Raw genomic sequence first — 15,087 nt, forward strand, 5'->3', positions numbered from 1 at the left:
ATTAAGGTTTCAAAAATTAAAGCTAAATTTAAAAACAGAAAAAAATTTAATAGGGCGTTATCACAAGGGTCGGGCTTTATGCTTCAAATGCTTTGCATTCACGAGTTCTTATTTTTTAAAATAACAATAAACGAGTAATCCCTAACGTAAAAAAAAACACGAAATGAAATGATACCACACCAATCTAATAATTTAGCTTTTTTCACTCCAGAAGAATCGAATGGTTTAGGTGCCTTATTTTTTGAAACAGGAATTTCAGCAGGGTTTCCTTCTCCAGCCGAAGATTTCAAACAGCAACGCCTGTCTTTAGACAAGGAACTTATAAAAAATAAAGAAGCTACTTTTTTTGCACGCGTGAGCGGACAATCCATGATTGGTGCAGGACTAGACGACAACGATTTATTGGTAATAGACAGAAGCTTAGAACCATCAAATAATAAAATTGCAGTTTGCTTTTTAGATGGCGAATTTACCGTAAAACGATTAAAAGTAGACAAAGATGAGGTTTGGTTACAACCAGAAAATCCTAATTATCCCATTATAAAAATCACAAGCGAAAACAATTTTATAATTTGGGGCATTGTTACTAATGTGATTAAAAAAGTGTAATTAACTTATCTTGACTTTTTCACTTTAATCGCAAAATCGTAAAATTATATGGTAAACCTTTCTGTTTTAGACATTGTAATCATCATCATTTTTTTTCTATTATCTCTATTTGTTGGGGTTTGGGTATCTCGACAAGCAGGGAAAAATTCTACCGAGTTCTTCTTGTCGGGACGCAATATGCCTTGGTGGCTGTTGGGCGTTTCTATGGTAGCAACTACCTTTGCTGCCGATACTCCCGGATTGGTAACCGAGTTGGTTAGGAAAAACGGCGTATCCGGTAACTGGGTGTGGTGGGCTATGTTGCTTACTGGTATGTTAACCGTCTTTTTTTATGCCAAATTATGGCGTAAGTCTGGAATTTCTACCGATTTAGAGTTTTATGAATTGCGGTATTCCGGTAAATCAGCTGGGTTTTTGAGAGGCTTTCGCGCTATTTATTTGGGTGTTATTTTCAATGTAATTACCATGGCAGGCGTTTGTTTGGCTGGTGCTAAAATTGCTAATATTTTATTGGGAATTTCACAAATAGAAACCTTATTGTATTCTTCGGTCATAGTTGTGATTTATTCGTCTTTAGGTGGTTTAAAAGGTGTTTTAATAACCGATTTCATTCAGTTTGTTATTGCTATGGTGGGCTCTGTTTGGGCAACCATTTATATAGTAAATTTGCCGGAAATAGGAGGGATGAGTACGTTGCTTTCTCATGCAAACGTAAGTGGTAAATTAAATATTTTACCAGATTTTTCAAATAACGAAGCTTTAATAACTTTATTTATAATTCCGTTTGCTGTACAATGGTGGAGTACTTGGTATCCTGGTGCTGAACCTGGAGGTGGTGGTTATATAGCCCAACGTATGTTAGCGGCAAAAGACGAAAAAAATGCTACTTGGGCTACCCTGTTTTTTAATTTTGCACACTATGCTTTACGTCCGTGGCCATGGATTTTAGTAGGTTTGGCATCTTTAGTTATTTTTCCAACCTTAGAAAGTATCAATACAGCGTTTCCTAGCTTAAATGTAGATATGCAGGGGCACGATGTTGCTTACGCTGCTATGATGACGTATTTGCCAGCGGGTTTAATAGGTGTTGTTTTAACATCGTTAATAGCGGCGTTTATGAGTACCATTTCAACACAGTTAAACTGGGGAAGCTCATATATTGTAAACGATTTTTATGGAAGATTTATCAATAAAACGGCTTCAGAAAATCAGAAAGTTTTAGTTGGAAGAATTTCTACTGTTTTACTTATGGTTTGTGCAGCCCTTTTTTCATTTTATATTAAATCGGCTAAAGATGTGTTCGATTTACTGTTGCAAATAGGAGCGGGAACAGGTTTGTTGTTTATTATGCGTTGGTTTTGGAAACGCATCAATCCATTTAGCGAAATAGCAGCTATGGTTATTTCTTTTATAATTGCTATTGTCTTTTTTATAAATGGTAAGTTAGATGTACCATGGTTTTATATGGCTGGGTATTGGCAGTTAGTTTTAGGAGTTGTTTTAACAACTATTGGATGGGTTGTTGTAACGCTTTTAACAAAACAATCTGATGCTGAAACCTTAGCGACATTTGAAAGTTTGGTCTATGGTCATGATAGTAAGTTTGAAAATATCGGTTATAAAATATTGGCATTCTTTTTAGGAGTTATAGGTACTTATAGCTTTTTATTCGCCACAGGGTATTTTATTTATGGGAAAACACTTTTAGCTTTAGGGTTGTGCGTTTTAACATTTATTTGTTGTTTTCTATTAGTTAAGAATTGGAAAAGGATAGTATAAAAAAACGCAAAGCCGCTCAAGCTTCGCGTTTTTTATTTTTCAGCTTTAATTTAATTAGAAATTGTAACGTATACCAAAGTTCCAAGTTCTTCCAAAGCCAAAGAATACTTTATTACTTGTATTAATACCTTTATAAGTATCATCTCCTGGATTAGCAAATGTATTAGTTGCAGATTCAGCAATATACTCTTCATCAAAAACATTATTCATGTTAAATCTTAAGTTTATACTATTGCTTTTATCGGCTCCAACCATCATTTTATAAGATATACCAGCATCAACTAAATTGTAAGATGGTAATTTTAAAGAACCATCATTATCAGCTTGATCAAAATCTGCAGGATTGATTGCAGCATATAAATTATCAGCTCTTCTCCAATCTGCATCAAAACTTAATCCTTTAGCTGGTTTTACAACAAAACCTAATTGAGATGTAAACTGTGCTGCATCACCAACTTTTACACCTTCTAAATATAATGTGTTTGTTCCTACTACATTTTGGTCACGATCTAAAGCCGTTCCAGAAACATTTCCTCCATATTCCCAATTTCCAACAGAAAGCATACCATTAAAACTGACAAAATCATTCGCTTTGTAATCTAATTCAACCTCAGCACCTATGTGTATCTGCTCTAAGCCTTGTAGGTTTGTAGATCCTTGAACATCATCACTAGGATCTGTTGGTGTATTATTAACATCAAAATTACTGGAAACATTAATAAATCTGTCTTTCCAAGATGTTCTGTATAAGTTTACATTAGCTCTTAAATTATTTGAACGAAAACCATATCCTAATTCAACACCTAAAACTTTTTCATTTTGTAAATCAGTATTCAATTCATTCTGAAAATTGATATATACAGCATCGAAATTTGGTTGTTTCGAATAATATCCTGCATTAAAAAACACATTATTGTTATCATCAAAATTGTAATTTAAACCACCTTTAACATTACCACCCAAAATATTTTCCCAATCTGTTTCTTTATTATCAGGAGTTTCTAAAAAGTATTCAACTCTTTTAAATCCTTGTTGGGATATAGCAGCTTGGATAAATGCAGATACTTTATCTTTTTTATATTCCAATTGAGTAAAAGCTCCTAACCAACGTACTAAACCATCATTATAATAGTCTAATTTTTTATCATCATCTATACTTTTAAAAACATTCCATACCCCACTTAGGTCTGAACTAGTAGTTTGAGTTATAACATTAAAAGGGTTGTTAATATTATCATTATCTCTATAGCCATCAGCTCCTAAAAAATCATCCGCTCTTCTGTAATGAATTCCTTTATATGAGCGTAAATCAACGCCAAAATCTAATTTTAAAGTCTCACTTAATTCTGTGTTAAAATTAATTACAGCTCCAAACCAGTTATGGGAATTAATTGAGGCCCTGCGTATAACTCCATTTCTTCTTACGACACCTGGTAACGAATTACTTCCTGTTCCAGTAGGTGTTAAACTATCATCATTTACAATGTAAGTGTTTGTATAGGGATCTAAAGAGTTTCCATAGGTAAATCCATTAGAAAAATTGGTGGTTGTTCCTGAGTTAGATGCCGCAATTTTATCCCACATTACTAAACCGGTATTAGGATCTCTAAAAGCTCCATCAGATAAAAATTTACCACCTAAACGACCAATGTCTCCCGTTCCACCACCTCTACCGATTGAAGCGTATAAAACCGTAGATAATGACGATTTATCATTGATATCCCAGTCCCAGTTTAAGGAGGCGATTGGTTTATGGTAAAAGTTTTTAACAGCATTAAACTCTTTACCATTATAAAACCCATGGTTATAATTATACTTTGTACCATATTCTAAATATTCTGCTAGTGTAGCTCTATTGAAGAAGCTACCTGTTCTTTGATTATGAACTTGAGGAGCACCAGTAACTGTAAGTTGTAAGTTGTGGTTTCCCTTATCATATCCAAATCCTAAAAAATAATTGTAACCGTCAAATTCTGTCCCATCTACATAGCCATCTCCAGCAGTTCTACTTAATATTACTGATGTAGCGAAGCCACTTTCCATTTTACCAGTTGAATATGATGCTACCGTTTTAAGATAGTTATTATTTCCTGTAGTAAATCCGATAGAACCACCTTCATTTCTATCAGTTGTTTTTGTTACAACATTAATTGTGCCTCCAACAGAAGAGATAGCCAATTTTGAAGAACCTAGACCTCTCTGTACTTGAATACCTGTAGCAACATCACTTAATCCTGCCCAATTTGACCAATATACTGAGCCGTTTTCCATATCATTCACTGGCACACCATTAATCATAACCGCTACATTGGTTTGGTCAAATCCACGAACATTAATTCTTGCATCACCAAATCCACCACCACTTTTAGTAGCGTAAATTGAAGGCGTAGAATTTAAAATCTCGGGTAGCTCTTGACTTCCTAATTTTTGTTGGATTTCTTCTGCTTTGATAGTAGAAACTGCAACGGGAGTTTCTCTATCTTTAGCAAAATCTACAACTCCAACAATAACTATTTCAGCTAAAGAGTTATCAGGAGATAACGTTATATTTCCTAAATCTTTACTTCCAGTAAAAGATAAAGTTACAGAACCATAACCAACATAGGAAATAACAATTTGTCCTGATGTAGCTTGGGTTTCCAATTTAAACTTACCATCAAAATCTGTAGAAACGCCATTGGTTGTTCCTTTTTCAACAACATTCGCACCTGGTAGTGGCGAATTAATTTCGGCATCTATAATAGTACCTGTTACAGTACTTTGAGCCATCATTGCTGTAGTGAATAAAAGCGCTACAGCCATCAATAAAAATTGAGTAGTTTTTTTCATAATAAAGATTAATTAATTGAATTAGTCGAGGCAAAAATACATATTATAAAAAGATTAACATTACCCCATTGTTAAGAAAAATCGTTTTTGTTGATAAATAAAAACGCCTTAGTATTAAAAATACTAAGGCGTTTTGACTCTTTTTATGAGAAAAAATCTGTGTTTTACAAGATTCCTTTGTAATAATTCAATAAATTTTGAGTTGACGAATCATGTTCGTTAACTGCTGTATTGTTAAATTCCTGTAAAATTTTGCTAGCTAATTGCTTGCCTAACTCAACACCAAATTGGTCGTAACTAAAGATGTTCCAAACAATACCTTGTACAAATATTTTATGCTCGTACATGGCGATTAATTTCCCTAAACTTTCAGGTGTTAGTTTGTTAATAAAAATGGTATTTGTAGGTTTGTTCCCTTGAAATATTTTAAATGGAACAATGTCTGATTGTGTTCCCTCTGCAACTACCTCAGCTTCGGTTTTGCCGTTTAATAACGCTTCAGTTTGTGCTAAAAAATTAGACATTAATTTATCTTGATGGTCTTGATTGCCATGTAAGGATTTAGCAAACCCAATAAAATCGGCTGGAATTAACTTCGTTCCTTGATGTATCAATTGGAAAAATGCGTGTTGAGAATTGGTTCCCGGTTCTCCCCAGATAATAGTACCAGTTTGGTAGTTTATGGGGTTGCCATTTCTGTCTACACTTTTACCATTACTTTCCATAATACCTTGTTGCAAATAGGTTGCAAACTGGTTTAAGTATTGGGAGTATGGAATAATAGCTTCACTTTCTGCTTTAAAAAAGTTGTTATACCACACACTTATTAATGCCAAAATAACAGGGATATTGGTTTTAAAGTCTTCATTTTTAAAATGCTCATCCATTTTGTTGGCACCTTGCAATAAACTGTCAAAGTTTTTATATCCAACGGCTAAGCTAATGGTTAAACCAACGGCGCTCCATAATGAAAAGCGGCCTCCAACCCAATCCCACATTGGGAAAATATTATTTTCGTCTATACCAAATGCTTTTACATTTCTTATATTGGTAGAAACCGCTACAAAATGTTTAGCAATCGCTTCTTCGGTTGCCGATTTTAAAAACCAATCTTTTAAGGTATTTGCATTGGATAGTGTTTCTTGTGTAGTAAATGTTTTTGAAACAATTACAAAAAGTGTGGTTTCTGGGTTTAGTTTTTTAATAATTTCATTTACGTGGTCGCCATCTACGTTACTTACAAAATGTGTGGTTAAATGGTTTTTGTAATATTGAAGTGCATCAACCACCATAGCTGGCCCCAAATCAGACCCTCCAATACCAATATTAACCACATCGGTAAATGCTTTTCCTGTAAAGCCTTTTAATTCGCCATTTACTACCTCATCAGTAAAAGCTTCTATTTTTTGCTTTACGGCATATACTTCTGGCATGACATTAACGCCATCAACAAAAAATTCAGCAGTTTTTGGTGCACGTAATGCGGTATGTAAAACGGCGCGACCTTCAGTTTGGTTGATGATATCGCCAGAAAACTGACTTTTAATAGCATCTTTTAGTTGTACCTCATCGGCTAATTCTAACAAATACTTTAAAGTTTCTTCAGTAATTCTATTTTTTGAAAAATCCACATAAAAATCATCCCAGTTAATAGTGAATTTATTTGCTCGCTCCTTGTTTTGAGCAAATAAATCTTTCATATGATTATTGCTTATCTTATTATAGTGGTCTTGAAGCTTTTTCCAAGAATTTGTTGTTGTTGGGTTTATACTTGGTAGTGTCATAATCTATTTATTTTGGGAGATGAGATTTTCGTTTTGTTCGTCATTCGGATTTTCTAAAATAGGCAAGCTATCTAATTTTTCTTTTATAGGTTGTATGAATTCTAAATAGTCGTCTTTAAGAGATTCTGCAATAGGTTCCGATTGCGATAATTTTTCCCTTAGAGGATCGACTTGCTTGCCATTTTTCCAAAAACGATAGCACACATGCGGACCGCCTGTATTTCCTGTCATGCCTATCCAACCAATAACATCACCTTGCTTAACATGTTGTCCAACTTTAACTTTACGTTTTTGCATGTGCAGGTATTGGGTTTCGTAAGTGCTATTGTGTCTAATTTTTACATAATTACCATTACCGCCTTTATATCGGGATTCGGTAACCGTTCCATTGGCAGTTGCTAAAATAGGCGTACCAATAGGTGCGGCAAAATCGGTTCCTTTGTGTGGTCGTAATGCAAAACCGTAATAAGCAATACGTCGGTTTAAGTTATATCGAGATGAAATTCTACTAAATTGAACGGGTGCTTTTAAAAACGCGCGACGTAAATCTTTGGCAGCTTCGTTGTAATATTCGTAAATGTTTTTTATGGAGTCTGTTCGATATCTAAAGGCATAATAAGGCGTGTTTTTATGGTTGAAAAATGCGGCTTTAACTTTATGTACCCCAGCATAAATGGTATCATCAATGTATTTGTCTGTATAAATAACTTTAAAAGAATCGCCTTTTTGAAGTCGTGTAAAATCTATAGTCCAAGCATATATTTGTTCTGCCAGCATGTTGGTTAAAATAGGGCTGATACCTTTTTTATCTAAAATTTCGGAAATACTACTTGTAACAATGCCTGTAACCGTTTTTTCGACGTATTTAATAGGCTTTCTGCTTGTATAAGCGTGAATGGAATCTTGAAAATTTATAACGACAAACTCTTCTTGGTTGGGTTGGTATATGAAACATCTAGGGGTTTCTAGAGAATCTTTAGAGCAAAGCAAGGTATAAGGTTTCCCTATTTGAAGGCGTCTAATATCAAAGGTGTCTCTGGCTTTTTCGGCAATTGAAAATATTCTTGGATAGCCAATTTTGTTGCGTTCTAAAATAAGTCCAAAGCTATCTCCTTTTCTTACGGTATCTCTTTTTACAACAAAATTACTTAGATTAAAACCAAATTCGTATATATCGGCAGGTTTTTCTATAACAGCTACTTCTTCTTCTGCGGGTTGCTTTTTTTGTTTACACCCAATGACGCTTAATAATACTAATAAAATTACTAAATATTTACTCCCCATTCTTCTCTTTCTTGCTTTGTCCATAAGTCCGGAAAAAATATTCTTTTTTGATACTTTGGATGCATGTATTTTACCCATTCACTTCCTCCTGTTGCTTCGGCAGTTTTTCCACCTATATTTAAATAATGATTAGCAGTATTATAATGTGCCATCACCCATTTTATGTTAACCGTATGATCAAAATGGCGCATGGCATTAATTAACTCTTTGTTCTCTTTAGCTTCCTTGGGAAGTTCTTTAAATTTTGAGTATAAATTATTTGTGCTGTAAAACTGGGCAAATCTAATAAATTCGTCTTTATATTTTTCCTCAAAAACTGTTAATGTATAATTTTTTTTGCCTGTTTTATAATTTTTTCCAGCAGCTTGCCAATATAAATGCTCGAAAGCATTTTCATAAGAAGAATTTCTATCGATGGTATCTCTAAAACGTTTATCTATTAAGTTTATAAGTTCGGTTGATGCAAACTCAATTTTTCTATATTGGGCACTTTGAAATCCGCTGGCTGGTGTTAAGGTTTTCCTGAATTTGTTGTATTGGTCGACATCCATACCGTCTTTCATGATTGTAAATGAAGATGTTAGTATATCGAAATAGCGGCTAATACGCATTAGTTTTGATGCAAACAATTCAACTGTTAATTCTTTGCTTTTTGCTACTTGATCTATTTCAATAAGTACCATTTTAAACAAGAGTTCGTTTATTTGATGGTACATAATAAATACCAGTTCATCTGGAAAAACAGTGCGTTGCACTTGAAGGTTTAACAAGATATCGGTTTGAATATAATCCCAGTAATTTATAGGTTTACTGTGCAATAAGCCTTCTAGGTAATCTTCTAAATCTTGGTCTATTGCCTCGTATTTTTCCTTAAGTTGACTGTTTATTTTAGATTTCAATTTTTTCTAATTAGGAACGATTATTTTAAAAGGGTGCTTCAATCCTTTAAAGGCTTCTAAATCGGCACGTAAAGAACCTACTCTTAAATCGGCTTTTATACGCAAAGGTATTTTATTTTTATCTTTTGATACCCAAAGTGTTAAACTTTCTTCTTCTTTAAAAACCCTACCAGCCATAACATAAGGCCTAAATTTTAAAGCCTCTATTTTACCAAAATCGGTATCAATATTTTCTGTGCCTAAGTATTGTAATTTAAATCCGTAATTTTCTTCATCAAAAAACATGTCGGTGCGTATTTCATCGCCTATCTTTAATGTGTTTATGTCAATTTTATTACGCAAATAATAATAGGTAGATACCATATCTTGAATGTTTGGTTTGGTATCAAACACTGCTTTTGTTTTTTTCTTTTTGTCGTTTACGTGGGCCTTATTGTTTTTTTGGTCGAAATCAATTTCAATATTTTTAGTATGTCCACCTTCATCTATATCCCTAATAAATTTATAAGGCAACAATGTATGTGTATCAAAATAACTTTCGTAGCGGTCTTTTACTTTAAAGAACCATTTAATCATGCCAGATGTCCAACCTTTTCCAACTACGTGGTAAACATTTTTATCATTAAGTTTGGATTCTTTTATATGTAATGAAGCGTTTCCTGCTTTTAAAAAACCGCTATAGCTCATTTTAAATAAAAACCATTCACCATCGCCAAACGCCGATTCTTGTTGAGCAAAAGCTATTTGTGTAGTTATTATTGCGAATGTTATAAGTAGTATCTTTTTCATTTTATTTGGGTATTTGTAATCAACTTCTTAAAAATATGTGTTACATTATTTATTAAGAATTTACAATTACTGTTCCAAAAATATAAAAATTACTTGTATGGTTTATAATTAAAGGGGAACCTTAATATTTATTTATTATAAAATTCACAAAAAAAGTTATCAATAACGTGCTAGCCTTTATAAAGCTTAAGTATTTGTTAAAGTGTGCCTCTGTTGGCTTGTTCTCTTTCTATGGACTCGAAAAGTGCTTTAAAGTTTCCTGCCCCAAAACCACGAGCTCCCATACGTTGAATAATTTCAAAGAACAACGTTGGTCTGTCTTCTACAGGTTTTGTGAATATTTGCAGTAAATAGCCTTCTTCATCGGCATCAATCATAATACCCAAACTTTTTAAGGTTTCAATATTTTCCCGCAATTCGTGATTGTGTTTGTGTAATCTTTCTGGAACGGCTTTATAATAAGCCTCTGGAGGTGTGGATAAAAATTCAATACCTCTAGCTTTTAACTGGCTTACTGCATTTATAATATCATCGGTTGCTACTGCTATATGCTGAACACCAGCGCCTTCGTAAAAATCGAGATATTCTTCAATTTGCGAACGCTTTTTTCCTTTTGCAGGCTCGTTAATAGGGAATTTAATTCGTCCGTTACCGTTACTCATCACTTTACTCATTAAAGCAGAGTATTCAGTGTGGATTTGTTTGTCATCAAACGACAAGAAGTTTTCAAATCCCATAACCTCTTCATACCATTTTACCCAGACATTCATTTGCCCCCAACCTACATTACCAACCATATGATCTATAAATTTCAATCCCACTGGTGTTGGATTATAATCGGATTCCCATTTCCTAAAGCCTGGCAAAAAAGTACCTTTGTAGTTTTTCCTTTCTACAAACATATGTATTGTTTCACCGTAGGTATAAATACCTGCACGTACGACTTCACCATGTTCATCGGTTTCAACAATGGGTTCCATATACGATTTGGCACCTCTATTTGTCGTTTCGTGGTATGCTTTTCTGGCATCCTCTACCCAAAGTGCTATCACTTTTACGCCATCACCATGTTTTACAATATGGTCGTTTACTGGCGATTTACTGGTTAATGGTGTGGTTAGTACCAAACGGATTTTATCTTGTTTAAGCACATAACTCACCGTGTCTTTTGAACCTGTTTCTAAGCCTTTATAGGCAAGCGATTGAAATCCAAAAGCTGTTTTATAAAAATGTGCTGCTTGCTTTGCGTTGCCTACATAGAATTCTACATAGTCGGTTCCTAAAAGGGGCAAAAAATCTTGGGCACCTTTAAATATTTTTTCTAAACCGTAGTTTACTGATTTTATGTTTTTACTCATTTTTTTTTAATTTTTTGAAAAAGAGATGTTAGAATAGAAGAGAGAAAAGACTTTTACAGTTTGTTTTGAAAACTCATGATCTCTTTTCTTATATTTTAATATTCCAGCCATGATTTATGATAGTCCTCATCGGCTATTTTCATACCTTCTTCGGTAACCATTAGGGGTTTAAAGGTGTCTACCATAACTGCTAGTTCATCGGTTTTGGTTTTACCTATACTGCGCTCGGTTGCTCCCGGATGTGGACCATGCGGAATGCCGGCTGGATGTAGCGAAATATGTCCCTGCTCAACATCGTTCCTGCTCATAAAATCGCCATCTACATAATATAGCACCTCATCGCTATCTATATTGCTGTGATTGTATGGTGCTGGAATGGATAATGGGTGGTAGTCGTACAGCCTAGGCACAAAACTACACACCACAAAAGCATCGGTTTCAAAAGTTTGGTGTACTGGTGGTGGTTGGTGAATACGCCCTGTTATGGGTTCGAAATTATGAATTGAAAATGCATATGGATAGTTGTAACCATCATACCCAATCACGTCAAACGGATGCGATGCATATACCATTTCGATGATATCGTCTTGTTTTTTTATTTTAATTAAAAAGTTACCTGTTTCGTTGTAGGTTTCTAATTCTTGTGGGCGACGAATATCGCGTTCGCAAAAGGGCGCATGTTCCAAAAGTTGTCCAAACCAATTTCGGTAACGTTTTGGGGTGTAAATGGGTCGGCGGGATTCGACTATAAACAATCTGTTATCTTCGGTATCAAAATCTATTTTATAAATAATACCTCTTGGTACTAATAAATAATCACCATATTTAAAATCGATATTTCCTAAATGGGTTCTTAATTTACCTGAACCTTTATGAATAAAAATCAGCTCGTCGGCGTCGGCGTTTTTATAAAAATAATCTTGTGTAGATTGTTTTGGAGCTGCTAAAATAATTGCACAGTCTTTATTAACTAAAACGGTTTTTCGGCTTTCTAGATAATCTTGTTCTGGTTTTATTTTGAAGCCTTTAAAACGATATGACTGTATATTATTTGCTTTTGCAATTTTTGGAGAAACGCTGTACTGTTTTTTTATTTCTTTTACTTGTGTTGGTCGTTGTTCATGGTAACTATTTGTATACATACCATCGAAACCAATGGTGCCAAACAACTGCTCGTAATACAAACTGCCATCTGGTTTTCTAAATTGCGTATGGCGCTTATGCGGAATGTTTCCTAATTTATGATAGAAAGGCATAACTCTTAATATTTTAAAGTTAAAAATACAAAGTTAAAAGAGGCAAAGCCCTTAACTTCAATTACATATAAAGATACGATAAAGTATGCTTATTCAGGATTTCTCTTGATAAGGAAGTGTAGAAATAATAATAAGTCTTGCCAAAAAAGTTGCATAACCTAACAAATATAACTTTTTTTTGTAAAAAAACCTTAAGATTTCCGAGAAAGCATAAATGGCATTAGAACCAAAAGCCAACATTAAAAAACCAGTAGCTTCTATCTTGCTCTGGTGAATAACTGTATTTTGCTTGGATGGGACCAACAAACGTTTCAATGGCGTAACCTAAAGCATAACCTCTATAATCGGGAAGTGTAAACCATTCGCCAGTTTCAAAAATATTATCTTCTACATTTGCCCAGTTACCTTCTAAGGTTATGTGATGCTTTTTAAATATTTGATAATCGGCAGTTAAAGATGCCTTTACAAAACTATTCCCCGTAAGGGAAATAAAATCGTATCCTACAAACGGAATAAAGTTATTGATTAAGTTATTACCATTTCCTCCCAGTGCAAAATCTAAGGTTCTTGTAGATTTGTCGCCTATTTTAAACCCGCCTCCAGTTTGTAAATTAAACGCTAATTTATTTGAAATACTAAATGCATAACCCATGTCGGCTTTTGCTATTGAAAAATCATCGAAGCTTTCGTTAAAACTGGATGCATATAGGTACATGTGTAAATCGCCATTAAAATACACGCCTTTTTTTGGGAAATATTTATTATCGTAAGTGTCTAATTTTAACCCACCAAAAACACTTAAATAATCGGTGCTTTCAAACACAAATTCATTGGTTTGGTTATTTGTTGCTAGGGTTTCGGTTTTTACTTCTAATCGTTTATGCTCTAATCCAGCACTTAGCGCAAAATCTTTTCTAAACAAGGTTTGCAAGTAAATTTGATTGGTTTGATCTTGTAATTTAGCGTCTATTTTATTTAAACCGGAACCGGATATTTGAGCATCGTCTAACAGTAGTTTTGCGTTAATATCTTTATTAAATTGATTGTATCTGGATTTTAACCCAATACTCCAGTAAAAGCCTTTATCTATAAAATATTCAAGATTGTAACGTACATTATCACCTAAAATAATATCCAAAGAAGCCACATCATTATCAAACAACCATCGCTTTTTTGTTAGATTAACCAATGCCGCACTTTTGTATAAATCATCAAAATGCAATCCTAATTTTAAAAAGTTCGTGATTTTAGTTTCGACCAAATTTGCTATTAAATCGTAGCCTTCCTTATTTTTGCTGTTTTTTAATTCATATTCAAACGAATCAAAGTTATTGGTGGCAACTAAGCTGTTAATACCATTATTGAAAGAGTTATAACTAATTTTTTGATTGGTTTTTAATCTTAGTTTTCCTAAAACATAAGCTCTAGTGTATTTGCTATTTCCTTTTATAACAATGCTGTTAATTGTAATACTGTCTTTAGCTTTACTATTAATTTTAGATTTGATTTCAGAAGAATTTTTATCAGTTAATTTTTTTAAAGCATCTATTTTTGCAATGGTAGCTTGTTTACCGTTTTCAATAATTTTTGAGCCTTCACTAAATGATACCACAGAGTACTCTTTAATGTCTGGTTTAATATAGATGTCTGTTTTTTTAGCTTTCAATTTCATGTCATTAATAGTTCTGAAATTGTTTATTTGGACCAATACGTCTGGAGCCGATGTTAACTCTTCTCTACTAGCCAATCCATCTTGTACATCTACACCAATAATAATGTCCATTCCTTTAGCACGCAACTCATTAATTGGATAATTATTTACTACACCGCCATCAATTAATATTTGTTCATTAATAGTAACCGGTTGAAATAATGACGGCAATGCGCCACTCGCCATAATAGATTGTATTAAATTCCCTGAATCTAACATGACGGCTTGTCCCGTTTCAATATCGGTAGCTATACAGAAAAAGGGTATGGGCAATTTGCTAAAGTCATTTATTTCGCTAACATGCAATGTAAGTCTTGAAAATAAGGCATAGGTATTCTGCCCCCGAGATAGTGCCGATGGTAGCTTAATTTTAAAATTCTCAAACGGCAGCGTTACCGCATATTTTTCAGAATTGTCGCGTTCATAAAAGGCTTTGGACACTCTTGGTAAATCATCTTTTATTAACGTATCAAAATCAATTTCATTAAAGATAGAATCGAGTTGTTTGCCCGTATACCCAGAAGCATAAAGTGAACCAATAATAGCTCCCATGCTGGTGCCTGCAACATAATCTATTTTTATACCCAAGCTGTCAATAACCTTTAACACACCAATGTGTGCTAATCCTTTTGCGCCACCACCACTTAAAACCAATCCAATTTTAACATCATTTTGTTCTGCGTTTTGAGAAAACCCCTCAAAACACAAAACAAAGATAAGGCATGTTAAAAAATACTTCATTTGGTAATTTTTATTGAACTCGTTTAAGCTTTTCATAATTGGCTAAAA

Annotated in this window: 10 protein-coding genes; 2 read left to right on the top strand and 8 right to left on the bottom strand. The window is 33.8% G+C overall.

All coding sequences use genetic code 11. From position 1 onward, the window contains the following. Positions 1-168 precede the first annotated feature (168 nt). The gene (locus ACGLWY_RS10405) at positions 169-609 is read left to right on the top strand and encodes a LexA family protein (protein WP_396619604.1); all 441 of its coding nucleotides are present in this window, start codon (positions 169-171) and stop codon (positions 607-609) included. 48 nt (positions 610-657) lie between these two features. Beyond that, positions 658-2,388 carry a sodium:solute symporter family protein gene (locus ACGLWY_RS10410; RefSeq protein WP_396619605.1) on the top strand — a complete coding sequence of 577 codons (1,731 nt, stop codon included), beginning with the start codon at positions 658-660 and terminating at the stop codon, positions 2,386-2,388. A gap of 54 nt (positions 2,389-2,442) precedes the next feature. Here ACGLWY_RS10410 and ACGLWY_RS10415 read toward each other — a convergent pair whose 3' ends face one another. From ACGLWY_RS10415 to ACGLWY_RS10450, 8 genes are all read right to left on the bottom strand, one after another. After that, positions 2,443-5,217 carry a TonB-dependent receptor gene (locus ACGLWY_RS10415; RefSeq protein WP_396619606.1) on the bottom strand — a complete coding sequence of 925 codons (2,775 nt, stop codon included), beginning with the start codon at positions 5,215-5,217 and terminating at the stop codon, positions 2,443-2,445. Positions 5,218-5,381: 164 nt separating this feature from the next. Then, positions 5,382-7,001: a glucose-6-phosphate isomerase gene (gene pgi / locus ACGLWY_RS10420; RefSeq protein WP_396619607.1), complete on the bottom strand. Its 1,620-nt coding sequence runs from the start codon at positions 6,999-7,001 to the stop codon at positions 5,382-5,384. A gap of 3 nt (positions 7,002-7,004) precedes the next feature. Beyond that, positions 7,005-8,309, bottom strand: coding sequence for a peptidoglycan DD-metalloendopeptidase family protein (locus ACGLWY_RS10425; protein WP_396619608.1), 1,305 nt, complete (start codon positions 8,307-8,309; stop codon positions 7,005-7,007). Continuing rightward, a complete protein-coding gene (locus ACGLWY_RS10430) occupies positions 8,267-9,184 on the bottom strand; it encodes a tryptophan 2,3-dioxygenase family protein (RefSeq protein WP_396619609.1) in 918 nt (305 codons plus the stop codon). The genes ACGLWY_RS10425 and ACGLWY_RS10430 overlap by 43 nt, the downstream gene beginning before the upstream one ends. Positions 9,185-9,190: 6 nt before the next feature. Continuing rightward, positions 9,191-9,973 (bottom strand): DUF3108 domain-containing protein, encoded by a 783-nt coding sequence (locus ACGLWY_RS10435; RefSeq protein WP_396619610.1) that lies wholly within the window; start codon positions 9,971-9,973, stop codon positions 9,191-9,193. Between the two features lie 197 nt (positions 9,974-10,170). Next, positions 10,171-11,331: a 4-hydroxyphenylpyruvate dioxygenase gene (hppD, locus tag ACGLWY_RS10440; RefSeq protein WP_396619611.1), complete on the bottom strand. Its 1,161-nt coding sequence runs from the start codon at positions 11,329-11,331 to the stop codon at positions 10,171-10,173. A 95-nt stretch (positions 11,332-11,426) separates the two neighbouring features. Continuing rightward, complete coding sequence (locus ACGLWY_RS10445; RefSeq protein ID WP_396619612.1) at positions 11,427-12,587, bottom strand: homogentisate 1,2-dioxygenase; 1,161 nt, start codon at positions 12,585-12,587, stop codon at positions 11,427-11,429. Between the two features lie 220 nt (positions 12,588-12,807). After that, complete coding sequence (locus tag ACGLWY_RS10450; RefSeq protein ID WP_396619613.1) at positions 12,808-15,039, bottom strand: patatin-like phospholipase family protein; 2,232 nt, start codon at positions 15,037-15,039, stop codon at positions 12,808-12,810. Positions 15,040-15,087: the final 48 nt, after the last annotated feature.

Source organism: Mariniflexile sp. HMF6888, from assembly GCF_044335535.1.
In the GTDB taxonomy this organism is placed as follows: Bacteria; Bacteroidota; Bacteroidia; order Flavobacteriales; family Flavobacteriaceae; genus Mariniflexile.

Excerpts from the sequence above, each read along its gene's own strand:
- ACGLWY_RS10410 (WP_396619605.1), top strand. The coding sequence starts at position 658 with ATGGTAAACCTTTCTGTTTTAGACATTGTAATCATCATCATTTTTTTT.
- ACGLWY_RS10435 (WP_396619610.1), bottom strand. The coding sequence starts at position 9,973 with ATGAAAAAGATACTACTTATAACATTCGCAATAATAACTACACAAATA.
- pgi (WP_396619607.1), bottom strand. The coding sequence starts at position 7,001 with ATGACACTACCAAGTATAAACCCAACAACAACAAATTCTTGGAAAAAG.
- ACGLWY_RS10445 (WP_396619612.1), bottom strand. The coding sequence starts at position 12,587 with ATGCCTTTCTATCATAAATTAGGAAACATTCCGCATAAGCGCCATACG.
- hppD (WP_396619611.1), bottom strand. The coding sequence starts at position 11,331 with ATGAGTAAAAACATAAAATCAGTAAACTACGGTTTAGAAAAAATATTT.
- ACGLWY_RS10425 (WP_396619608.1), bottom strand. The coding sequence starts at position 8,309 with ATGGACAAAGCAAGAAAGAGAAGAATGGGGAGTAAATATTTAGTAATT.
- ACGLWY_RS10450 (WP_396619613.1), bottom strand. The coding sequence starts at position 15,039 with ATGAAGTATTTTTTAACATGCCTTATCTTTGTTTTGTGTTTTGAGGGG.
- ACGLWY_RS10405 (WP_396619604.1), top strand. The coding sequence starts at position 169 with ATGATACCACACCAATCTAATAATTTAGCTTTTTTCACTCCAGAAGAA.
- ACGLWY_RS10415 (WP_396619606.1), bottom strand. The coding sequence starts at position 5,217 with ATGAAAAAAACTACTCAATTTTTATTGATGGCTGTAGCGCTTTTATTC.